This is a genomic window from Pseudomonas sp. L13 (assembly GCF_009935965.1).
Lineage (GTDB): Bacteria > Pseudomonadota > Gammaproteobacteria > Pseudomonadales > Pseudomonadaceae > Aquipseudomonas > Aquipseudomonas lactis.
Map to the genome: position 1 here is coordinate 14,316 of NZ_QODJ01000031.1, position 23,199 is coordinate 37,514.

Below are 23,199 nucleotides of genomic sequence, written 5' to 3' on the forward strand. Positions count from 1 at the left end.
GCTACCACACCAGTATCTGCAAACTTGGCTTCACCACGGGGCGAATACCGTTGGCGTCGCTCAGGGTTTGCCGGGCGCCGGTCAGCGGGTCCAGCAGTTCTGCGTTGTTGATGCCGGGCAGGCTGATGCTGCTGCCTTTGGCGCTCCAATACATCAGCAGGTTTTTTCCGTCAGGGCGGGTCCAGGCCACGCTGTAGAAGCTGTCCGGTACATCCTGCAACTGCGGCGTGTTGCCGGGTTTAAGCGTGGGGCCGGTGATCTCCAGGAAGCGGGCGAGGGCGGTGTACACCGGCTTGGGTTCGCCATCGAGGTTCAACAGGCCGTAATGCTGGTCGCGTGGCGAGGCGCGTTGGTCGAGGTCGGACAGCGCGAACAGGAAGATCTTCTGGTAGTCCTGGGACGCCATCAACGCCAGGCGGCGCAAGGTGTAATCGGCCTGCCCGTCGACACCGATCAGGTCCTGCATTTCCTTGGGGCCGGCATAGCTGGACCAGCCCCACTCAGTGGCCCAGACCTGCTTGATCCCGGCACCGTGCAGCATTGAATTGAGTTGATCGCCGCGCAGCAGCACTTCGTTCTTGCCCGGTTCATCGGTTTCCGGGGTCATCGAATAGGGATGATAGGCCGCGACCATGCCCAGGCTTTGCACGCCCAGCGCGCCGAGCGCTTCAAACATCAGGGTTTTGCCGCGGGGCGGCATCTGGCTGTAATACGCCATGCCGCCCATGACCTGCAGTTTGTCCGGCGCTGCAATGTTCAAGGCCTTGTGACTGGCCAACAACAACTGCGCGTATTCCTTGGCGTTGACTTTGGGGCGCCAGTTGTTCGGCAGGTTCTGTTCATTCCACACCTGCCAGGCATCGATATTCGGGTAGCGCTTGGCCAGGACGGCCAGGCGCATCGCATAGATGTTGGCGTCCCGCGGTTGATACTGGTCCTGGAACGGCGCGCCCTTGGGAGCAGTGGTGATAAAGGGCGCCGAGCCCACCAGGTAAAACACCGAACGCAGTTTTTCGGCGGTCAGGGTGCGGTCCAGCTCATCGAAGGTGCCGAGCTGATAATCCTCTTCTTTGGGTTCCAGGCGATCCCAGTGCAGGTCGACCCGCACCCATTGCAATCCAAGCTTTTTATACTGCTTGATCTGCTTGCGGTACTGCTCGGGCGTGAACCACAAAAAGTGCGCGTTCACGCCAAGAAAATCCTTCCAGACCACGGTGCGCTCCGGGGCCAGGTTCACTGGTTGTGCATCGACTTTTTCACTCAACAGCAGGGCGCTACCGACGGCGATTGACAGCGCCAGCGGCAAGTAGCGCCACAGTGGGCGAACGGATGACAGGTTCATCGCAACGGCTCCTCACAAGCATCCCGAAATAATTCAGCAAACCGCTGGGCCGTGTTGGCCCACTGGCGTTGGTGGCCGATTGCTGCGGCCTGAGCGGCCCATTGCTGCGCCTGTTGCGGGTCGAGGATCAAGCGGCTCAAGGCGTTGCTCAAGGACGCTGTATCGCCCTGCTGATAGGTGATGCCATTGCCGCCGGCCACCTCTTCGGCAAAGGCACGGGCGTTGGAGGTGATCACCCCGCGCCCGCACGCATTGGCCCACGACAGCGCCCCACTGGTGCCGCGCATCTGCCCCAGGAAACTGAGTTTTTTCGATTCGCGATAGGGCAGCACCATCACATGGTGCGCCTGGATCGTAGAAGGGATCTGCGCCGAGGGCAGGTCCAGTTGCCAGTCCACCACATCTTCAAGATGCAGCGCGCTGATCTGCTCGCGCAGGCCATCGAGGTAGTTGCCGGCGGGGTCAAAGGTCATTTCCGGCGCGGTGCCACCGGCCAGGGTCAGGCGTACCTGGCCTCGGCATTGCGGGTGGGCGGCCAGTGATTGGGCCAGGGCCAGCAGCAAGTCCTCAATGCCCTTGCCACGGTAGATAAAGCCGAAATACAGCAGACGCAGTGGCGCCAGTGGCGGCAAGGCCTGGGGCGCGATAGGCAGGTTGCCATGGGCAATCACCGCCACCTGTTGCGGGCGCAGGCCCATGCGCTGGCGCAGGCAGTCGCCGCCCAGGCGAGTGAGGGTGATCAGGCGGCGCATGCCCTTGGCCAGGCGCCGTTCTTCGTGCAAGGTCAACGGGTCGGCCAGCAGCGCCGCCGCCTGGGGCAGCGGGTGAGGCAGGCGTTCAAGCAGCGTCAAAGGGAAAAACAGCTTGGCCCGGCGCCAGATCAGGCGCTCCGGGTCATGCACCGTGGCGGTCAACGGCAGGTGCGGTTGCGCCCGGCGCAGGTACTCCAGCGCCTGGAACTCACCGAAGCGTCCACCTCCCAGTTCAGCATGCACCAGGTCCACGCTGCGCCAGTCAAAGGCCTGCAGGCGCTTCAACTGTTCAGGCAGCTCCAGGCAGCCGGCGAGCGGGGTCACCACCTCCAGGCCTTGTTCGATCAACGCGTTGCGCAAATGCGCGGCGTAATCGGCGATCCCGGTCTGCTCCGGTGGCAGCGGCGCCAGCAATGCGATACGCATCAGGCCGCCCCACGCCAGCTATTGAGCCGCGCCAGCACCTTGGCCGGCACTTCGAAGCGACGGCGGTTGAGGATCATGCCGTCGACTTTGCCGAACGCGGTGGTCAGCAACGACACGGCATTTTCGATCGTCGGTACGGTGCTGGTGCGGGCTTCGATCACCAGTACGATCTGGTCAGCGCGGCGCAGCGTCAGGAACGCCTGCGGGTTGGAGGACAGCGCCGAGGCGTCCAGCAGCAACACTTCACCCGGCGTTGGCGCGTTCGCCCCATCGACCGAGACGCGGTGACCACGTTCCTCCAGCGTGCGCTTGAGTTGTTCGACGATAAAGGTCACACCCTCGCCATGGCGCGCCGAGGTCAGGCCCAGGGCAAAACCTTGGGTGGCGATGCGATCCAGAGGCAGCAGGCTGTACAAGCGATAAAGGCTGGCGGTGACGGCTGCCGGCGTTGCGTCTTGCACATCGGGAATGCTGCTCCACAGTGGCACATGGAACATGTCCTGCAAGCGTGTGCCATCGTGAATGCGCTGGTCCAGCAAGTACAGCACATAGATGGTCAGCAAGCCCACGGCCACGCCAGCGGGAATAGCGAACAACAACATCAGCAGGCTCTTGGGAAACACGCGTGCCGGGTTGAGAGTGGCGTGTTCGATCAGGGCGATGTTGCTGATCTGGCTGGTGTCCAGTTCGTGGTCGATTCGCGCCTGTTCAAGATTGTCCGAGTACAAGGCATAGCTCTTTTCGGCCGTGCGCAGTTGTTGGCTCAGGGTGTTGAGTTGCGGCTCATCGGTCATCGCCTGGTCACGCTGGGTGCGCAGTTCGGCAAGGGTCTTGTCGTAGTTCTCGATTTCCCCGGCCAGTTTGCGCTCTTGCAACTGGGCGTCGATCATTTGCTGTTTGACGTTGATCACCAAGCTGTTGGGCGCGGTGTTCTGCGAGCGTTCCAGGCGGGTGGCTTCCTGGGCGCTGAGGGCTTCCATGTCGCGGATGTTCTGCTCGATCTGATTGACCTGCGGCGTGCCCGGCAGGTAAGTGCGCAACAGCCGAGCCCGCTCCACTTGCAGCGCATTAAGCTGGCGCTTGAGGTCAAGTTGCGTGGGGTTGAGGCTGGTTTCGCGCATCGTGACCACGTCTGCCGGCTGGCTCTTGATCTGCTGGCTGGCGTTGGCCAGCAGGCTGCGAATCCCCGAGATCTGGTTCTGTGCGCTGACCTTGGCGTCGGTGACGCGATCAATCTGGTTGGTCAGGTTCTTCAGGCGTGCATCGACACTGATCGAGTCGATCTGCTTCAAGCGGCCTTGCAACTGGTCCTTCAGGCTCTGGATATTCTCCGCCACCTTGGCGCGTTCGGTTTCATAGAAGGTGTGCAGGCTCTTGCGCCCGAGAATTCGCGCGCGTTCTTCGAGGTAGGCGTTGACCCATGTCTCGACGATTTTTTGCGCCACCGCCGGGTCGTCCCAGGTGAAGGAAATCTCGATCACCGAAGAGCCCGGCTCGTGACCGGCGGTGAAGTTCTTCTCCAGTGAGGTCGCCAGGCGTTCCAGTGGGCTTTGTTTCTCGGCAAGGCCGACGAACTGCAGCACACTTCGAATGCCATTGATGACTTCGCCCACGCCCTTCTTGATGTAGAACTTGGTGACCTTCCAGAAGCCTTGCGGCGGCTCGGCGGTCATCGCCATATAGCGTTCGGCAACGATATGCACGATGGGCCGGCCCGTGAGCATTTTTTCTTCGTCGACAATCGGGTCGTGCTGGGTGCTTGGGGCAATCAGCGTCTGGCGGTTGGCGGCCTCGATCGGCAAGGTGGTGTTGTCCCGCCCCGGCTTGACCAGCAAGCGCGCATCCGACTCGTAGCGAGCCGGCAGCAGGAAGGCACCGAGCACGGCGATGACGATCGTGGTGAGTACGGCCAGTTTGAATTCGCGGCGGTAGATGAAAAACAGCCGCAGCAGGTCGCGAAGAGAGCGGATTTCGATCACAGGATCACTCCATTGCATATGGGGTTTACGAAAGACGGGACCGCTTGGTTCGAGTGATACGAAGCCCGCTTCATAATCCTTGGCCTGCGTTGATGGTTGGGTTGTTGTAGATGGTGTTGCCGCTGTTTTTCACGTCGCTCTTGTTCAGGTCGTAATTCAAGCCAATACCAATCCCTTTGTTGATCGGAAACAGCTTGGTGAAGTACATATCCACAGCCTCCACCGTCGCGCCGATGCCCGACTGCGGCACAAAGATCAAGTCGCCGCGCTGCAACGCTACCCGCGGGTGATTGGGGTTGGTCAGCATGCTCTCCAGGCTGATGAAGTACGTCCTGTACTTGCCATCGGGACCGGTGCGCAGCAAGGCTACGTTGGAGGCATCCGCCGAGGGCAATACACCACCGGAGCTGAGCAGCGCTTGCTCGACGCTGACGTTGCCGGCCAGGTCGAAAAAGGCCGGGTTGGACACCGCACCGCCGATAAACACCTTGTTGCTCGGTGCGCTGGCGATGTTCACCGTCACCGCAGGTTCGCGGTAGATGCGCTTGTACTTCTCGGTGATTTCCTTGCCCAGGTCTTCGGGCGTGCGCAAGGCCGCCTTGACCCGGCCTATGTTGGGCACCGAGATCACGCCGTCGGGGCGCACCACGAACACCGTCATGTCATCGGCCGCCGCCGGCTCCTGGGCATCACGCACGATACGCAGCGAGTCACCGCTCTGGATCAGCACCTGCGGGGGCGGCAGGTCGGCCAGGGTCAGCGCCGCTTGATGGCCGGCCTTGAGCGTGTCGTTATCAGGAAGCGGCACCCGCGCGGGGGTCGAACAACCAGCCAGCCAGATTGAGGCACTCAAGAGGCCGAGCAGGGTAAGACGGAAACGTCGGTTGATAGTCTTCATGACGGCTCAAGTCCAGTAGGTGGAAAACATGCCCAGGCGCCGTTTAAGCGCGTTGGGCAGGTGGCGTTCAAGGTGGCCGAGGCGATAACCCAGCAATTTAAAGGCACTGCGCACCACCACTTCGGGGGCGCGGTACAGCGCGTTGGCCTCGCGCAATGCGTGCAGTTCGGCCAGCACATAACGTTTGCCTTCGCCGCCGGCGTCGCCAAACGCCTGGCGAATCCACGGCTCGCGGCCGTAGAACACACCGATATCGAAGTAGCGGCGAAACTCTTCCAGCAAGCGGTAATCATGGGAGTGATAAACCTGCGCACTCGCGGCATAGCGCACCTGGTAACCGGCCAGCAGCATGCGCGCGGCCACATAGGCGTCTTCACTGCCAATCACATCCTGGGGGAAACCGCCCACCGCGCTCAGGGCGCTGCGCCGGTACACCGAAAACGAGTCGGAGCTGAAGCAGGTCTTGATGCCCAGTTGCGCTGCATCGTCCAGGCGCTTGGTGCGGCTGGCCGCCGGGTAATTGAAGTGCCGCGACTGCGCGCCGAGCACGCCGGCGCCGGGGTGCGGCAGCTGCCGTCCGTAGGCAACGCCGTTGAGCGGGTCCAGTTGCAGCTCGTTGATCAGGTTGGCGAAGGTCTCGGCGGTGGCGGGGATCGCGTCCTGGGTCATCACGATCAAAGCGTCGCCGCCCACCTGCTCGCTGGCCCAGCGCCGAGTACCGCCGTGGTTGAAATCACGGGCGTCAATCACCTCCACGCGCGCGCCGAATTCACGAAAGCGCGCCACGGTGTCATCGCTCGATGCGCTGTCGACCACCAGCATTTCGTCCGGTTGCAAGGTCTGCATGCGCAGGGCTGGCAACAGGCGGTCCAGGTGGCTGGCCGCGTTGCGGGTGGGGATGATCAATGACGTACGCATCAGGGCTTCACTTCAACCGGCGCGCGGCCGTAGATGTCGTCATAGCGCACGATGTCGTCTTCACCCAGGTATTCACCGCTCTGCACCTCGATCATCACCAGGTCGATGATGCCGGGGTTGGTCAGGCGGTGCTTGTGCCCGGCGGGAATGTAGGTGGACTCGTTCATGTTGAGCAGGATTTCGCGCTCACCATTGGTGATCATCGCCGCGCCGCTGACCACCACCCAATGCTCGCTGCGGTGATGGTGCATTTGCAGGGACAGCGAACCTTTGGGCTTGACCACGATGCGCTTGATCTTGAACCGCGTGCTTTCCTCCAGCACCGTGTAGGTGCCCCAGGGCCGAGTGACGGTGCGATGCAGGCTGAACGCCGGGTGATTCTGGCGCTTGAGTTCGGCAACGATATGCCGCACGTCCTGGCTGCGATGGGCGTCGGCGATCAGCAGGGCGTCGGGGGTGTCGACGATGATCAGGTCACGCACGCCCACCGCACCGAGTACCCGCTTGGGCGAGTCGATGTAGCAGTTATGCACGTCGTGCAGGATCGCCTCGCCGTTGATCTGGTTGCCATTGTCGTCACTGGGCGTGAGTTGGCGCAGGGCTTCCCAGGAGCCGATATCGCTCCAGCCAATGTCGCAGGGCACGACCGCGACTTGGGCGGATTTTTCCATCAGCGCCACATCGATGGAGATATCCGGCGCGGTGCCGAAACCTTCCGGGCTTAGTTCGCGCTGGCGGCTGCTACTGTTTTGCAGGCTCTGGCTGTGCTCCAGCGCCGCCTTGGCCGCCTCCAGAACCGCCGGGGCGTGGCTGGCCAATTCTTCCAGCAGGGTTGCCGCCTTGAAGCAGAACATGCCGGCATTCCACAGATGCTTGCCGCCGTCCAGGTAGCCTTGGGCGGTGGCCTGGTCGGGCTTTTCGACAAAGCGCTGCACCCGAAAACCTGCGCCCAGTGCCGGCCCTTGTTCGATATAGCCAAAGCCGGTTTCTGCTCGGTCAGGCTGGATGCCAAAGGTCACCAGGTAACCGGCCTCGGCCAAGGCGCGGGCTTTTTCCACCGCCTGGGCAAAGGCGCTTTCATCCAGCACCAGATGATCGGCGGGCATCACCAGCAACTGCGCGTCTGCGCCAAAATGCTCCTGCACATGCAACGCAGCCACTGCGATGGCGGCGGCGGTGTTGCGGCCAAACGGCTCCAGCAGCAGGTCGAGGCCCAGGCGCTGGGTGTTCACCGCGCGGTAGTCGTCCAGGGTGCGAAACAGCAGGTCGCGGTTGGTCACGGTCAGGATGCTGTCGACGCCCGGCAAGTGACTGGCCCGCAGGAAGGTCTTCTGCAACAGGCTCTGGTCGTCGCGCATGCGCATGAAGGGCTTGGGCATGTTCTGCCGCGAAACCGGCCATAGCCGCGTACCCGAACCACCGGAGATGATGCAGGGAATCAATCCGTTAAGTGGGTTCATCAATAGACTTCCTTGGTGGAAAGAACGGCCGGGACCGTCATGAAAACGATGTAGAGGTCCAGCCATACGGACCATTTGGCGATGTATTCCAGGTCGTATTCGACCCGCTTCTGAATCTTGAACAGCGTATCGGTCTCGCCGCGGTAACCATTTATCTGCGCCCAACCGGTAATGCCCGGCTTGACCCGATGGCGCGAGCTGTATTCGCTGACCGCTTCCTCGAAAGGAATCCCGGCGGCCTTGGTGGCCGTGGCGTGGGGGCGCGGGCCGACCATCGACATATTGCCCAGCAGCACGTTAAACAGTTGGGGCAGCTCATCAATGCTGGTCTTGCGGATGATCCTGCCGACCCGAGTGATGCGCGGGTCCTGGCGCGTGGTCTGGTTCTCGGCGTTGAGGTCGGTCTGCTCGACGTACATCGAGCGGAACTTGAACACGCGGATCAGGTTGTCGTTGTAGCCATAGCGCTTCTGGCGAAACAGCACCGGGCCCTTGGAATCGAGTTTGATCGCGAGGGCGGTCACCAGCATCACCGGCGACAGCAGCAACAGGCCGATGCTGGCCAGCAGCAGGTCTTCACAACGCTTGATAAAGGGCGACCAGCCTCGCAGCGGCAACTGTGAGGTGTTGAACATCAGGATGCCGCCTACATCGGTGATGCGGTTATGGCCGTAGCGCAGGGCGGCCATGTCCGGCACCAGCATGACGTTCACCGACATCTGCCGCAGGCGCTTGACCAACCCATTGATGCGCTGCTCGGCGGCCCAGGGCAGGGTGATCATCACCTGGTTCACCTGTTCGGAGCGGATCAGCTTTTCCAGGTCGCGGGTATTGCCCAGCAACGGCAGGCGGCTCAACTCCTTGGGAATGCGCTCGGTACGGTCATCGATAAAACCGATCAGGCCGGAGCGGATATCACTGTTGCGCGACAGGTGTTCAGCCACATGCACGGCCGTGTCGGTAAAGCCCAGGATCACGGTGCGCTGGAGGAATTTGCCGTTGTCCATCAAATGGCGATACAGGCGCAGCATGAGTATGCGCTCCACGCCAAACAGCACCAGGCTCGCGGAAAACCAGAACACCAGGTTGCGAGGGCTCAACTGCGGGAACAGGAGCAGGATCTGGTACATGAACAACAGGATGCAAAACGCCGAGACCCAGGCCACCAGCATCACGCGAAAACGCAGGCGATTGCTGAACAGGTCATCGGAGTAAACCCCCAGGGCCTGGAACAAAATAATGGTCAGGATCGCAAAGAACGCCAGCAGGCCCAGATAGTGAGTGCGCATGTGTTCCGCGACCGGGTCCGGGTAGAACAACAGGATGATCGCCGGCGAGATTGCGGTCAGCCCGTGAAGCAGTTTTACGAAAACGACAAAAAACTCAACGAAACCGGTGCGAGTCAAAAACAGGCTATCAACGGACGATTTACCGCGCATACATCAGATCCTCAATACACCACCAGAACGTTCCTATTCGTTTGCTCATCCATAAGGCAGGTATGCATTACAAGTGGTGCAAATCGAACGACTTCTGTTGCTGGGTAATCCGTAATGACTGTCTAGGCGCAGGCATTTACTGAGTGATGGCTAAATAGTGGCTCTTTTGAGAATTGGTGTCAATGATTTGGCTTTTCGTCCGTCTTCTTCAAGTATCCTCTCAAGGTCTCCATGATATGACGGTTTGTTGACGTGAATGGCGGGTATTTCAGAATAATCGAGAATCGATGATGGCTTTTTGGAGTGTAGGAACAAACCTAGGGATTTGCCTGCAAGCGACGAAAAGCTTTTGGACGATGGCGGAAGGCCTTTTTGTAGGAGCGAGCTTGCTCGCGAAAAACCTTAACGATAACGCGTGCTTCCTGGGTACACGCGGCGTCTGTGAGTTTTTCGCGAGCAAGCTCGCTCCTACAGGAGGGGGTGCGGTGCTTGCCTTTGAGGCTCAGCGTCAGGTTACGCGGCTCCCCGTTGAGCGCTACCGTCCAGCTGGTAGTCGCCCCACACCCTGAGCATATGTCGGGGCAAGTGGGTGTCGGAGACTGCGTCTTCAGCAATCACTGGGTTCGCTGCGTGAGCAATGTATTCAGCACAATTTTTTGTAGGGCCTGCCAGCGCCGATTAATCTGGGGTTTTCTCAGCGGACGGTTCAACCATGATCAGCCTGGTCACACTCGGTGTTTTTTCCGGCGCGGTGTTGCTGTTGTTGCTGTCACCGGGGCCGAACATGGCGTTTGTCATCAGCCAGGGTGTCACCCATGGCTGGCGCGGCGGTGTTGCTTCGGCCCTGGGCATTGGCGTGGCCGACCTGTTGCTGACGGCATTGACCGCCATGGGAGTGACGGCGTTGGTCGCCAGTTGGCCGCCAGCATTCGACCTGATCCGCTGTGCGGGTGTGATCTACCTGCTGTGGCTGGTCTTCAAAACCTTGCAAAAACGCCCCAGCCTGGGCGCCGCTCACGTCGGCCGCGTGGCGTTGGGCCGGGTGTTTTTGCAGGCCATGTTCAACAGTTTGCTCAACCCCAAGGCGTTGTTGTTTTTCATGGTGTTCCTGCCGCAGTTTGTGCGGCCCGAGGCGGGGCCTATCGCCTTGCAACTGCTGGTGCTGGGCGGCGTGCTGACGTTGATCGCGAGCGTGTTTCACGTACTGTTGGGCATGTTTGGCGGGGCGTTAAGCCGCTTCTTCGCCAGACGCACAAAAAGCGTCTGGTTGCAGAAGTGGGGCTTGGCGGCGGTGCTGATGGCGTTGGCCGTGCGTTTGGCGGTGATGTCGCGTCCTGCCTGAAGTCACGCGGGAAACCAAGCAGGTTTCTTTGTGGCGGGGGCCCGACAGCCGATGCTCATCTACCGGACACCCCACGATCCAATTGTGGGAGCTGGCTTGCCTGCGATGGCGGCCTGACAGGCGATGCTTCTCTACCTGACACCCCGCGATCCAAATGTGGGAGCGGGCTTGCTCGCGAAAGCGGCCTGGCGGTCAACACAGTTGGATTGTGTGCATATCCATTCCTGCGGTAACGGCTAATTAGGGTTCCGCCTGACGGCGGGTCACTTTGGAAAAGAGCCCCAAAGTAACCAAAGGGCTCTTGCCCCACCACTCGGCACCTCGCTTAGGCTCGGTGTGCCCGTAATCCGCCAGTGATTTGGGGGGCCGCCGCCACGCGCCATCCATGGCGCGGGGCGGCTAAACCGGCATCCCTGCCGGTTTACCCCCCAAATCCCTGTCGAATTCCGGCCAGCGTGGTTTAACGGGGCGCCTGAGATCAAAAGCAGATCAAGAGCAAGAGCGACTCGCTTCGCATCGTGGTTACCCCCCGGCTTCAACCGGACAGCCGTTTAGCACCGAAAGAATCAAAAGAAGGTTCGTACAGCAGCCTAGGACTCACCTTGCGTCTAGGCGCTGAAGCCGGTTTTTTCCCACAACCCTTTAAGGTTGCAGCTAGGAATGGTCATCACTAGTCTTGCCCAGTCGCTGCCAATTCAGCGACCGGACGTGAGAAATCCGAATTACTCCAGTAGTCCATTACACTCAGGAACTACGCCATGATCAAAGACAGCCCCAATCCTCCTTCAGATTCAAACCTGCTCTTCACCCTCCATCCCAACCTCGACACCGAAACCCTGCTGGTCAATGCCTCCCAGGATCTGGACTCCATCAATGCTATTGCGGCGCACCTGGCCTTTGAGGTTGAAGGTTCGCAGCGCAGTGTAGTGCTGGGGATTTGCCGAATGGTGGAGGGCGTTCGGTTGCTGGTTGATCGGGTAGTAGAGGGAGGCGGCGAGACGCGAGCGCAGTAACGGCGATGCCCGTCAGTTAAGAAGCATCGCCACGGATGAACATTCACCCCAACCGCGCAGCCGCCCGCGCAACAATCTCCCCTCGCACTCTGCGTGACTCCACCGTGCGCTTGTTGGCTTCCTCCAGCACATGCCTGGGCGCCGTTTCCGGGCGGCCGGAGTCAAACGGTGGGGCTGGCGCGTATTCGATTTGCAGTTGCACCAGTTGCGCTGCCGCTTCGCTGTACAACTCTGCGGCCAACGTCAGGGCAAAGTCGATGCCGGCGGTGATCCCGCCGCCGGTAAACAAGTTGCCGTCACGCACTACACGCTCGTGCACGGGGATGGCACCGAGCGGGGCGAGCAGGTCGTGGTAGGCCCAGTGGGTGGTGGCCTTGCGACCGCGCAGTAACCCTGCCGCGCCCAGTACCAGTGAGCCGGTGCACACCGAGGTCATGTAGCGCACTGTCTGGGCCTGGGCCTTGAGAAAGTCCAGGGTTTGCGGGTCTTCCATCAACGGGCCCACACCGGCGCCGCCGGGTACGCAAAGCACATCCAGGTTCGGGCAGTCGGCATAAGTGATGGTCGGCGTGAACATCAGGCCAGTGCTGGAGGTGATCGGCGCGAGGTCTTTCCACACCAGGTGCAGTTTCACGTCTGGCAGCGAACCGAGGACATCATAGGGGCCGGTAAGGTCCAGTTGCTGGATGCCGGGGAACAATAGAAAGCCGATCTGCAAGGTCATGATTCAAGCTCCGAAAGGAATGGACGTCCTTACTGTAGAAGCCTAGGCTTTGGCGAATACGCCATTGAGCCCACTAATCTCGCCATTCATGCCAAAAATTATTCATGTACTCGCGTTTGAGAATGCCCAAGTGCTCGATGTCACCGGGCCTCTACAAGTGTTCGCATCGGCTAACGATCTGGCGCGCCAACGTGGTTTGCCATTGCCCTACGCGGTCAACGTCGTTGCTACTCAGGTTGGGCCGGTAATGACGTCGGCCGGCCTGGCGCTGCTGGCTGAGCCGCTGCCCGCCATTGGCCAGCCCTGCGACACGCTGGTGATCGCCGGTGGCTGGGGCGTATACGGTGTTGCCGAGGACCCGACGCTGGTGCAATGGGTGCGTGATAAATCCCGGCACACTCGGCGCATGGCTTCGGTGTGCACCGGGGCTTTTCTGCTGGCCGCCAGTGGTTTGCTCGATGGTTGCCGCGTGGCCACGCACTGGACGCGCTGTGAAGAGCTGGCGCGCAAGTTCCCTGCGCTCACGGTGGAGGCCAATCCGATTTTCATCCAGCAGGGCGCGGTGTGGACGTCTGCCGGCGTGACCGCCGGGATCGACCTGTGCCTGGCCCTGGTAGAGGATGACCTGGGGCGTGCGATTGCCTTGGAGGTCGCGCGCCACTTGGTGGTGTTCCTCAAGCGCCCTGGCGGCCAGTCGCAATTCAGCGTGACGTTATCCCTGCAAAAGAGCGACAGCCGTTTTGCCGAGCTGCATGCCTGGATCGCCGATAACCTGACGCTGGATCTGAGCATCGCCACCCTGGCAGCCCAGGCCGGCATGAGCGAGCGCAGCTTTGTACGCCACTACCGCACCGAGACCGGCCAGACCCCGGCGCGGGCCGTGGAACTGATTCGCGTCGAAAACGCACGCCGGCAACTGGCAGACAGCACAACCTCCATCAAACGTATCGCCATGCAATGCGGTTTTGGCTGTGAAGAGACTTTGCGCCGCAGCTTTCTGCGGGCCTTGTCGGTGACGCCCCAGGCTTATCGGGAGCGTTTTTCACCGCTCCAATAGTTCCAGCAGTGCTTCAAGCGTGACCTGGGGCGCTTCCTGGAAAACATTATGCCCAACCCCGGGCAACACCTGCCGGCGATAAAAGCCGCTGAAGTGCTCCACATCGTCATCCACAAGCGGCGGCGGGCCCACACCGTCGTCGGCCCCGCACAACGAAATACTCGGTACTGATATCGGCGGTTGTGGCACCAGCGCCTGCTCGATGTATTCCAGCGCGGGATCACCTGGGGCATACATGAAGCGATGGCGATAGGAGTGAATCACCACCTCGACAAAATCCGGGTTATCAAACGACGGCGCAGTCAGCGCGTAGCGGCTTGGCCCTTCGGCCCAGGACGGTGACCACAGTGTCCAGAGCAATTGGCAGAGTTCACGCCGGTTGGCCGTCAAGCCGTCGACCCCGCGCTGGGTGTGAAAGTAATACTGATACCAGAGCCGGTGCTCTGTCTCAGGTGGCCTGGGCTTGAGCGACTGGCTGATGGCCTGGATGTTGTAGCCATCGCCGGTCAGCAGGCCGCGTACCCGCTGGGGCCATAGCGCCGCCACAATACAGGCAGCGCGCCCACCCCAGTCAAAGCCTGCGAGGGTGGCTTGCGGGATCGACAAGGCCTCCATGAAATCCAGCAAGTCCTTGGCCAGTGCCGCCTGTTGGCCGGAGCGCATCACCTGCGTGTTGATAAAGCGCGTCGGGCCATAGCCGCGTAAATACGGGACCAATACCCGATAACCACGTTCAGCCAGCACCGGTGCGATGTCGTCGTAGCCCCGTGGGTCGTAAGGGAAGCCATGCAACAGGATCACCGGTTCGCCATCGACGGGGCCGTGGGTTTCGTAAGCCACGTCAAGCAGGGTGGTGCGCACATACAGCAGTGCGGGTGGGGTGGTCACGGTTGCCATACGGTCTTCTCCCCGCTGAGCTTGCGGTCCAGGAATGTTGCCGCGCTGATCAACGCCAAATGGCTCAACGCCTGGGGCGTGTTGCCCAGGTGCCGGGCCTGGCTGTCGAACTCTTCGGCGTACAACCCCAGCGGGTTGGCGTAACGCAGCAACTGTTCGAATTCCAGGTGGGCTTTTTCCACTTGCCCGGCGCGCGCCAGGCATTCGACGTACCAGAACGAGCAGGCGGCAAACGCGCCTTCGACGCCTTGCAGCCCATCGATCTGGCTGTCGTCATTGCGGTAGCGGTAGACCATGCCGTCGCGCACCAGGCTTTTCTGGATCGCTTGCAGTGTCGACAGCCAGCGCGGGTCCGTGGCGGCGACGAAGCGCACCAGTGGCATCAACAGCATGGAACCGTCGAGCGCGGTGCTGCCGATATGCTGCACAAAATGCCCACGGTCTTCGTTCCAGAAGTTCGTCCAGATGTCGGCGTAAATCGCCTGGCGCGTTTGGTCCCAGCGCGCGAACGGGGCGGGCAGCGAGCGTTTGGACGCGAGGCGAATAGCACGGTCCAAGGCCACCCAACACATCAGGCGCGAGTGCAGAAAGTGGTGCTGCTCGCCGCGCATTTCCCAGATGCCCACGTCTTTGCGGTTCCAGATCTCACACACTTGGTCGACCACTTCCACCGTGTGTTTCCAGCCTTGGTGGGAGATGGCTTCGCCGTATTTGTTGACCAGGTAGACCGCGTCCATCAGTTCGCCATAGATATCCAGCTGGATCTGGTCGAACGCTTCGTTGCCCACCCGCACCGGTTGGGCGCCGCCGTGGCCGCTCAAGTGGTCGAGGGTGGTTTCCGGCAGTTCCTGGCGGCCGTCGATGCCGTACAGGATGTTGATCTTGGTCGGCTGGCCGCAGCAGTCGCTGACCCGGCCCCTGAGCCAGCGCATATAGGCGTTGGCTTCCTCGACGAAACCCAGGCGCATGAACGCATAGACGGTGAACGAGGCATCGCGGATCCAAGTGTAGCGGTAGTCCCAGTTGCGTTCGCCGCCGGGTGTTTCCGGCAGCCCGAATGTGGCCGCGGCGATGATGGCGCCGTGTTTGCGCGAGGTCAAAAGTTTCAGCGCCAGGGCCGAGCGGTTGACCATCTCGCGCCAGCGCCCGCGGTAGTTGGACTGGCTGATCCAACCGCGCCAGAACTTCAAGGTGCGTTCCAGGTAGAGGTCGGTACAATCGTTGGTGACGCGCACATCCTCCTGGCCGCCGAGGACAAATTCAGCGCCTTCATCCTGGGCGAGGGTAAAGGTGGCGATGGCGGTGTTGTCTTGAAGTGTCAGCGGCTGGCTGCCCATCAGGCGCATGCCGGGCTGGCCGCTGGCGGTGAACACCACACCGCCAGCCTCGGCCTGCGCCTGGGTGGCGGCCCGGGCATAGTCGTGGCGCACGGCGCAGCTCAGGTGGATAGTCGCCTTGCCACTGACCACCCGTACCCGCCTGATCAGCAAGGGCAGTTCATCGACGTTTTCGCTGACGTTCAGCAGATCGGTGATCTCCACCACCGCTTCATCACTCAGCCAGCGGGTCTGCAGCACGTTGGTGTCGGGCAAGTAGATCTGCTCGCGACGGGCGTTAGGCAGGTCCGGAGTGAGCTGGAACGTGCCGGCCTCGGGCGTGTCGAGCAATGCGCAAAACACCGAAGGGCTGTCGAATTCCGGCCAGCAGAAGAAGTCGATGCTGCCGCGGTCGTTCACCAGTGCCGCGCTGCGCATGTCGCCAATGACCCCGTGGGCATCAATGGCGCTTTGGGGCTCGTTCTTGAAATCAACCATTGCCACGGAACTCCGGGTAGAGGCTCATACCGCCATCGATGAACAAGGTGCTGCCAACCACATAATCAGAGGCATCGCTGGCCAGCCACACCACGGCATTGGCCACGTCCTCTACATCACCGACGCGGCCATAAGGAATCAGTTTAAGCAGCTCTTGTTCGGCCGCGCCTTCGGTGGCAGCACGGTTGATCGCTGTGCGAATGGCCCCCGGTGCGATGCCATTGATACGGATACGTTGCTCGCTGACTTCCTGGGCGAGGGTGCGCATCAGCATCTCCACGCCGCCCTTGGACGCCGCGTAATTCACATGCCCGGCCCAGGGGATGATTTGATGCACCGAACTCATATGGATGATTTTGCCGGCGGCCCGTGACACGCCTTCGCGAACGCCCTGGCGATTGAAGATACGCACCGCCGCCCGTGCGCACAGGAATTGCCCGGTGAGGTTGACGCCAATCACCGTGTTCCAATCCTCAAGGCTCATATCCACCAGGTTGGCGTCTTTTTGCAGGCCGGAGTTGGCCACCAGAATATCCAGATGGCCGAAGGCGTCCAGGGTTTGCGCGAACAGGCGTTCGACATCGGCCTCCTTGGACACATCGCCGCCAATCGCCAGCGCCCGGCCGCCGTTGGCATTGATCTGCGCGGCGAGGGCCTCAGCCGGTGCCGCCTGGGAGTTGTAGTTGAGCACCACCGCCGCGCCTGCTGCGGCCAGGGCTTTGGCTGCACCCGCGCCAATGCCGGAACTGGCCCCGGTGACCAGGGCCACTTGTTGCTGCAAGGAAATCTGCATCGCCCACCCACCGTTTTATGAGAGTCCTTCCTGCTGACTGGCGGCGGGGAGCGGAAGTTCATCGCTTGGCACTTATGCCCAACTCGGGTGAACGCGCGACTTTATCGTATGATGCTGAAAACAAAGGGCAATACAGGAAGCGATGGAATGCGCGTGCGGGCCGATAACAGATGGACGAAACTATTGCTCAGCAGCGTATTGGCCGTTTTATCACTGACTCAGACAGCCTTGTGCGTCGCCGACAACAGCAATGGTAAAGCGCGGTATCTACAGCGCTGTGCCGTCATTTCAAACAAATAGTGGGGGGCGATGAGCAGCAATTGCTCTGCTTAATAGGAAGCATTACTATTCACGCCCCGCCTCCCCAGTGCTCCCGCGATGACTCCTCAGCCGCCCCGCAGAACAGGCTTTTTCGAGCACTACGAAGAGTTGATCGGCACCTGGACACGCCGCCTGAGAAACCGTCAGCAGGCCGAAGACCTGGCCCACGATACCTTCGTGAGGGTGCTTGAGTCTGCTGCCTGCGAGGTGGCGCAGCCGCGCGCTTACTTGCACCAAACCGCGCGCAATATTGCAGTGGACGCCTACCGCCGCGAAGACCGTCGCGAGGCGTTGGCGCTGCAGGCGCTTGATCACAGCACGCCCCACAGCGGCGACCCGGAGCATTACATGCACGCGATCCAGTTGGCCGACGCCATCGAGCGGGCGCTGGCCGAGTTGCCGCTCAACTGTCGCAGGGTTTTTATCTGGCAGAAGATAGAAGGGCTCACCCAGCAGGAAATCGCCACACGCCTGGGGCTGTCTAAAAACATGGTGGAAAAGTATATGATCCGCACCCTGCGGCATCTGCGTGATCGTCTGGATGCGAGCGCGCCATGACCGGCTTTGAAACAGGATCTTCCACAATGGATAACCGTGTCCGTGATGAGGCCGCGCAGTGGTTTGTACGCCTGCAGGACGGCCCATTGAGTGCCCAGGAACGTCAACGTTTCGATGCCTGGCGTAGGGCGCAGCCCGCGCATCAGTACGAAATCGATGTGCTGCAAGGGTTATGGAGCGCTACGGATTTGCTGTCCGAGGCCCGCTTGCAGGCGCTGGGCGACGCGCCGGTCGAGCGCCCCGGGCGGCGTGCGCTGCTGCGTTATGCCGTGGCGGCCAGTGTGGTCGCTGTTGCAGTGGGTTTGAGTGTATTCAGTGTGTTTGAGCCAAAAGCCTACAATGCCGAATTCAGTACGCAGGTGGGCGAGCATCGCCAGGTGACCTTGCCCGACGGTTCGGTGATGGACCTCAACAGCCGCAGCGTGGTCGCGGTTCACTACGCAAAGGGCCGGCGAGGCGTGGAGCTAAAACAGGGCGAGGCGATGTTCAGCGTGCAACATGACACCGGCCGCCCGTTTGTCGTCTCTGCCGGGGCAGGGCAGGTGACCGTTACCGGTACGCGTTTTGATGTACGCCGGGATGCGGACCAGACCCGCGTGGCGGTCGAAGCCGGCACGGTCAAGGTGCAGGGCCAGGCATCCGATCACGTCGTTACGCTCACCGCTGGCTGTGGCACCCATGTCGATCCCCAAGGCCAAGTGGCAGCGGCCTACGCGGTGAACCCTGAAGAACTCACCGCGTGGCGCACCGGTAAACTGGTGTTCAACAACGCCACCCTGGGCGAGGTGGCGCGGGAAGTGTCGCGCTACCGCGAGCAGCCGCTGCGTGTCAGTACGGAAGCGGTGGGCAACCTGCGCCTGACCAGCGTTTTCAAATCCAGCGACACCGACGCCTTGCTAAAGGCCTTGCCCCACATCCTGCCGGTCGCCTTGCGCACCTTGCCGGACGGTAGCCAGGAAATTATTTCACGCTGACATTCAGGTTTTTTTCGAGTTCTTCGTCTTCTCCTGCAACTGCAACTGGTTTGCATTAACAGCCGCGCACGCTTGCGATCACAGGACTAGGTTCGACGTGAAAAAACTTGCCCTCCACAACAATAAAATCTCCCGCTGGGCGCCCTTGGCCCTGGCCGTTGCCCTCAGCACCGCACAGGCTGCCGAAGGCATTCACATTCGCACCCAATCCCTGGGCGCAGCTTTGAGCCAGTTGGGCCAGCAGACCTCGCTGCAGGTGTTCTTCAGTCCCGATATGGTGGCCGGCAAGCAAGCCCCCGCGGTGGATGGCAATCTCTCGCCCGAACAAGCCCTGCGCCAATTGCTGCAAGGCAGTGGCCTGGATTACCAGATTGACGCCGGTTCCGTGACCTTGCGCCCGGTGAGCAACGGCACCGGTGAAGCGGGCTCGCCGCTGGTGCTGGGTGTGACCGACATCAAGGTGGTGGGCGACTGGCTTGCTGACGCCGATGCCGAAGTGGTGCAGAACCATCCCGGCGCGCGTACGGTTATCCGCCGCGAAGCCATGGTGGAGCAGGGCGCGATGAACGTGGGTGACGTACTGCGCCGCGTGCCTGGCGTGCAAGTGCAGGAATCCAACGGCACCGGTGGCAGTGATATTTCCCTCAACGTTGGTGTACGCGGCCTGACGTCGCGCTTGTCGCCTCGATCCACCGTGCTGATTGACGGCGTACCGGCGGCGTTTGCTCCCTACGGCCAGCCGCAACTGTCGATGGCGCCGATTTCTGCCGGTAACCTGGAAAGTATCGACGTGGTTCGCGGCGCGGGTTCGGTGCGTTATGGGCCACAGAACGTCGGCGGCGTGATCAACTTCGTAACCCGCGCGATTCCGCAAGACTTTTCCGGTGAAGTTGGCACTACCCTGCAAACGTCTGCCCACGGTGGCTGGAAGCACGTGGAGAACGCCTTTATCGGCGGCACTGCCGACAACGGTATCGGCGCCGCGCTGCTGTACTCCGGGGTCAACGGCAACGGTTACCGCAACAGCAACAACGGCAACGACATCGATGACGTGATCTTCAAGACCCACTGGGCGCCGACCGATCAAGACGATTTTTCGCTGAACTTCCACTATTACGATGCCAGCGCCGATATGCCCGGCGGCCTGACCCAGCAGCAGTTCGATGCCAACCCGTATCAGTCAGTGCGTGACTGGGACAACTTCAGCGGGCGCCGCAAGGACGTGTCGTTCAAGTACATCCGCCAGATCGACGACCGTACCCAGGCCGAAGTGCTGACGTACTATTCCGACAGTTTCCGTGGCAGCAACATTGCCAACCGCGACCTCAAGACCCTCAGCTCCTATCCGCGTACCTACTACACCTTCGGCATCGAGCCGCGTGTGTCCCATGTGTTTGACCTTGGGCCCAGTACCCAGGAAGTCAGCGTGGGTTATCGCTACCTCAAAGAAGGGATGCACGAGGAGGCCAGCAGCCTGAACCTGGTCAACAACGTGCCGACGCCGGGCGGGCAGAGCGACGGCCACGTATACCAGGACCGTACTGGGGGCACCGAAGCCAACGCCTTCTATATCGATAACAAAATCGATATCGGAAAATGGACCATCACCCCCGGTATTCGCTTCGAAGACATCCGCACCGAATGGCATGATCGTCCGGTCGTGGCCCTGAATGGCAAGCGTACCGAGGAAAAACGCCGCGAAGTCCACAACAACGAACCGCTGCCGGCCCTGAGCGTGATGTACCACGTGTCTGACGCATGGAAGCTGTTCGCCAACTACGAAACCTCCTTCGGCAGCCTGCAGTATTTTCAACTGGGCCAGGGCGGTACCGGCGACCAGACGGCCAACGGCCTGAATCCCGAAAAAGCCAAGACCTACGAGGTCGGTACGCGCTACAACGACAGCGTCTGGGGCGGCGAAGTGACGCTGTTCTACATCGACTTCTCGGATGAACTGCAATACGTCAGCAATGACGTGGGCTGGACCAACCTCGGCGCCACCAAGCACAGCGGCGTCGAAGCATCGGCCCATTACGACCTGGCCAACCTCGACCCGCGCCTCGACGGTCTGACCGCCAACGCGGGCTTTACTTACACCAAGGCCACCTCCGAAGGTGATGTGCCGTTCAAGGGCCGCGACCTGCCACTGTATTCCCGCCAAGTGGCGACCCTGGGCCTGCGTTACGACGTCAACCACTGGACCCACAGCCTGGACGTCTACGCCCAGTCCGGCCAACGTGCGCCGGGCACCGGTACCACCTACATCACCCAAGGCACCGCGGACGGTCAATACGGTGATATCCCAGGGTATGTCTCGGTCAACGTGCGCAGTGGCTATGACTTTGGCGCGCAACTATCGAACCTGAAGTTGGGGGTAGGCGTGAAAAACGTCTTCGACCAGCAGCATTACACGCGCTCCAGCGATAACAATGCCGGGTTATACCTGGGTGAGCCTCGCACGTTTTTCGTACAGGCGAGCGTGGGGTTCTGATCTGTTGTCGGTAGGAAAGATCGCAACCCTAGGGTTGCGATTTTTTTGCCTGGGTCAGGCGCTCTGCTCACTCATAACCGGCAGGCCACCCTCTGTTTCCTACATCGCCCCCGCACATATTATTGCTGGATCAGGAACTGATTCCGACGCAAAACCACACATGGGAAAGCTGATGGGCTTCGACATAGCGTTGGAGCGACAAGCTGAAAATCGCCCACTGTCATGGAGAAACTTATGTCGGTATCGTTGTTGGATACACCTGTCTCGGCCTCATCAACGCCTGACCTCACACAGGCCAATGCCAAGGCCGAGGTCAAAAACACTCGTGAGGCTCCGGCTGCGCCTTCCTTCAATGGTCAGAGTGCTGCCCATGTGAATTTTCAATCCGGGGACAACAAATCCGGGCCTGTGTTCGGTAATCGCCCGGCATCCCCCCCTGCGGCTGACGTGCTTGGTCATCACCACAACCCGCCGCCAATACAGAACTTTCTGAGCCAACTCAAACACCTGCTCAGCCACTGGTTCTCTGGGCATCGGCCACCCATGCATCCCGGTTGTGGGCATCCGCCGCCAAGGCCGAACCCAGGTTGCAGCAACCCGCCACCCAGGCCGAACCCGATTGGAAGCAACCCGCCGCCACGCCCGGACCCCACTGCAGGACGGCCGTATCCGCCCGCGCCCGGCAGGCCAGACGCGCAGTACTCTCTGAAGAACAGAGAAGAGTTGGCGCAGCAATTGCGCGACAGCTTCAACGCCTTCAGAGACCCGAAGAACCCAGGTTCCATCAGCGTTGACAGCATTCTGGCAATGGCGAAAAGAGGATGGTCGCCCAACCCGGTGATGAACGAGAACATTCGCCTGGCCAATGAGCTGTTACGACGTCCGGAACTGATGGACGCGTTGGATCGGAACGGTTCCACAGGCGCTTTGGATGGCATGATCGACCGGCACAGCCTGAACGCGGTGATCAAAGGAGAAAACTACTTCAAGTACAAGACCGACAAGGAGTTGGCCGGTGAGCTGCTCGAGCATTTCGACGAGTTGAAGAAAGGGAGCGGGGGCTCAAGCCTTAAAATCCGCGACCTGAAAAAGTGGGCGCGCGAGCCGCTTACCGGCGACGCGGCCAATGACCACCTGATTCAGCTGGCCCAGGAAATGCTAAAGCGCAGTGATCTGCTTGAGGAAATGGATAACCGCGCCAGTAAAGATGACGATGGGAAGATCAGCCGTACAGGCCTGTACCTGTTGTCCCGCTGAGCCTTTTTCAGGCGTCGCCTCTCGGAGGCGGCGCCAGTCCTATATGTTTCAAGGAACGAATCACGCCCATTTGCCACATAAGTGGCACCTGCGGTTGCGACTCGCACCGTCGCTTTTCAGATTCTGAATGAGGGAAAAATATGCCTTCAACCTCGTTTAATTCTCGCCCAACCGGGCCCATCGAACTCCTGCGCAATACCCAACGTGAAAGTCTGCCAGTCTCCCAGGACCGCGCACCCTCGTGCAGCTTCCCTTTTGCGTCGACGGAATATGAGGCACAGGCGCGGCGCATGAAAGCTTATGCCGGCCAGCTTAAATTCCAGGCGCCCGTGTCAGACGACTTTTCCCGAGGCATGCTGTTAGACCCACAGGTTAAGGGGAAAGGTATTGATTCGTTGAACGACACAGGGTTGATCAACTGCCTGACCAGTTGGTGGCGTAGACGCAAACTGGGTTAACCGTGGCTGAGCACGGTTTTACATATTGTCATGTGTATTTGTCCTTCACCCGGAACTGTCGAGTTCGCCCAACCACACATGAGGTGCCTGCCTGAGTGGAGTCCAATCGTTGATTTTGCCCATCAAGGTAAAGTCAACCCAGCGGATATGCATCTGAACAGAGTTGGAGAAAACCCATGACAATCGAGGGTGTACTACCTCCCCGGCCTCTTCCCCCCGACAGGCCGGCCGTACAATCAACCAAGCCACCACCGGCCACCGCTGAAACCTGGCATGAAAGCTCTTC

The 23,199-nt window shown here is 60.7% G+C and carries 18 protein-coding genes; 7 read left to right on the forward strand and 11 right to left on the reverse strand.

Annotation, left to right across the window (positions count from 1 at the left end; translation table 11 throughout):
* Window position 1 precedes the first annotated feature (1 nt).
* The 7 genes from DK871_RS16520 to DK871_RS16550 form a co-directional block, all read right to left on the reverse strand.
* Window positions 2–1,342 carry a beta-xylosidase gene (locus tag DK871_RS16520; RefSeq protein ID WP_161905808.1) on the reverse strand — a complete coding sequence of 447 codons (1,341 nt, stop codon included), beginning with the start codon at window positions 1,340–1,342 and terminating at the stop codon, window positions 2–4.
* Window positions 1,339–2,520 carry a glycosyltransferase gene (locus tag DK871_RS16525; protein WP_161905809.1) on the reverse strand — a complete coding sequence of 394 codons (1,182 nt, stop codon included), beginning with the start codon at window positions 2,518–2,520 and terminating at the stop codon, window positions 1,339–1,341. Before DK871_RS16525 ends, DK871_RS16520 begins: the two co-directional genes overlap by 4 nt.
* Window positions 2,520–4,499 carry an exopolysaccharide transport family protein gene (locus tag DK871_RS16530; protein WP_161905810.1) on the reverse strand — a complete coding sequence of 660 codons (1,980 nt, stop codon included), beginning with the start codon at window positions 4,497–4,499 and terminating at the stop codon, window positions 2,520–2,522. Before DK871_RS16530 ends, DK871_RS16525 begins: the two co-directional genes overlap by 1 nt.
* A 70-nt stretch (window positions 4,500–4,569) precedes the next feature.
* Window positions 4,570–5,397, reverse strand: a complete 828-nt coding sequence (locus DK871_RS16535) for a polysaccharide biosynthesis/export family protein (RefSeq protein WP_161905811.1) — start codon at window positions 5,395–5,397, stop codon at window positions 4,570–4,572.
* Window positions 5,398–5,403: 6 nt separating this feature from the next.
* Entirely contained in the window at window positions 5,404–6,315 is a 912-nt protein-coding gene (locus DK871_RS16540; protein WP_003190212.1) for a glycosyltransferase family 2 protein, read from the reverse strand.
* A complete protein-coding gene (locus DK871_RS16545) occupies window positions 6,315–7,775 on the reverse strand; it encodes a mannose-1-phosphate guanylyltransferase/mannose-6-phosphate isomerase (RefSeq protein WP_044273578.1) in 1,461 nt (486 codons plus the stop codon). Before DK871_RS16545 ends, DK871_RS16540 begins: the two co-directional genes overlap by 1 nt.
* Window positions 7,775–9,214 (reverse strand): undecaprenyl-phosphate glucose phosphotransferase, encoded by a 1,440-nt coding sequence (locus DK871_RS16550; protein WP_161905812.1) that lies wholly within the window; start codon window positions 9,212–9,214, stop codon window positions 7,775–7,777. The genes DK871_RS16545 and DK871_RS16550 overlap by 1 nt, the downstream gene beginning before the upstream one ends.
* Window positions 9,215–9,926: 712 nt before the next feature.
* On the opposite strand from DK871_RS16550, the gene DK871_RS16555 reads away from it, so the two are divergent.
* Window positions 9,927–10,556 (forward strand): LysE family translocator, encoded by a 630-nt coding sequence (locus DK871_RS16555; RefSeq protein WP_161905813.1) that lies wholly within the window; start codon window positions 9,927–9,929, stop codon window positions 10,554–10,556.
* Window positions 10,557–11,314: 758 nt separating this feature from the next.
* Complete coding sequence (locus DK871_RS16560; RefSeq protein ID WP_161905814.1) at window positions 11,315–11,569, forward strand: DUF6124 family protein; 255 nt, start codon at window positions 11,315–11,317, stop codon at window positions 11,567–11,569.
* A 43-nt stretch (window positions 11,570–11,612) separates the two neighbouring features.
* Here the strand turns inward: DK871_RS16560 and inhA are convergent, their stop codons facing one another.
* Window positions 11,613–12,293: an isonitrile hydratase gene (inhA, locus tag DK871_RS16565; RefSeq protein ID WP_161905815.1), complete on the reverse strand. Its 681-nt coding sequence runs from the start codon at window positions 12,291–12,293 to the stop codon at window positions 11,613–11,615.
* Between the two features lie 88 nt (window positions 12,294–12,381).
* Between inhA and DK871_RS16570 the strand changes: the two genes are divergently transcribed.
* Window positions 12,382–13,350 carry a GlxA family transcriptional regulator gene (locus DK871_RS16570; protein ID WP_161905816.1) on the forward strand — a complete coding sequence of 323 codons (969 nt, stop codon included), beginning with the start codon at window positions 12,382–12,384 and terminating at the stop codon, window positions 13,348–13,350.
* Here DK871_RS16570 and DK871_RS16575 read toward each other — a convergent pair.
* From DK871_RS16575 to DK871_RS16585, 3 genes are read right to left on the reverse strand one after another with little or no spacing between them, the layout of a single operon-like run.
* On the reverse strand, window positions 13,336–14,247 hold the full coding sequence (locus DK871_RS16575; protein ID WP_161905817.1) for an alpha/beta fold hydrolase: 912 nt from the start codon (window positions 14,245–14,247) through the stop codon (window positions 13,336–13,338). The two genes, DK871_RS16570 and DK871_RS16575, sit on opposite strands and share 15 nt — an antisense overlap.
* Window positions 14,235–16,061, reverse strand: a complete 1,827-nt coding sequence (locus tag DK871_RS16580; protein WP_161905818.1) for a glycoside hydrolase family 15 protein — start codon at window positions 16,059–16,061, stop codon at window positions 14,235–14,237. The genes DK871_RS16575 and DK871_RS16580 overlap by 13 nt, the downstream gene beginning before the upstream one ends.
* A complete protein-coding gene (locus tag DK871_RS16585) occupies window positions 16,054–16,854 on the reverse strand; it encodes a glucose 1-dehydrogenase (RefSeq protein ID WP_161905819.1) in 801 nt (266 codons plus the stop codon). The genes DK871_RS16580 and DK871_RS16585 overlap by 8 nt, the downstream gene beginning before the upstream one ends.
* Window positions 16,855–17,232: 378 nt before the next feature.
* Here DK871_RS16585 and DK871_RS16590 point away from each other — a divergent pair, with 378 nt between their 5' ends.
* The 4 genes from DK871_RS16590 (at window position 17,233) to DK871_RS28640 (ending at window position 22,455) form a co-directional block, all read left to right on the forward strand.
* Window positions 17,233–17,733 (forward strand): sigma-70 family RNA polymerase sigma factor, encoded by a 501-nt coding sequence (locus DK871_RS16590; protein WP_161905820.1) that lies wholly within the window; start codon window positions 17,233–17,235, stop codon window positions 17,731–17,733.
* Window positions 17,734–17,759: 26 nt separating this feature from the next.
* On the forward strand, window positions 17,760–18,707 hold the full coding sequence (locus tag DK871_RS16595; RefSeq protein WP_161905821.1) for a FecR family protein: 948 nt from the start codon (window positions 17,760–17,762) through the stop codon (window positions 18,705–18,707).
* Between the two features lie 97 nt (window positions 18,708–18,804).
* Window positions 18,805–21,198: a TonB-dependent receptor gene (locus DK871_RS16600; protein WP_161905822.1), complete on the forward strand. Its 2,394-nt coding sequence runs from the start codon at window positions 18,805–18,807 to the stop codon at window positions 21,196–21,198.
* 234 nt (window positions 21,199–21,432) lie between these two features.
* The gene (locus DK871_RS28640; protein ID WP_178116059.1) at window positions 21,433–22,455 is read left to right on the forward strand and encodes a type III secretion effector protein; all 1,023 of its coding nucleotides are present in this window, start codon (window positions 21,433–21,435) and stop codon (window positions 22,453–22,455) included.
* The last annotated feature ends 744 nt before the right edge of the window (window positions 22,456–23,199 follow it).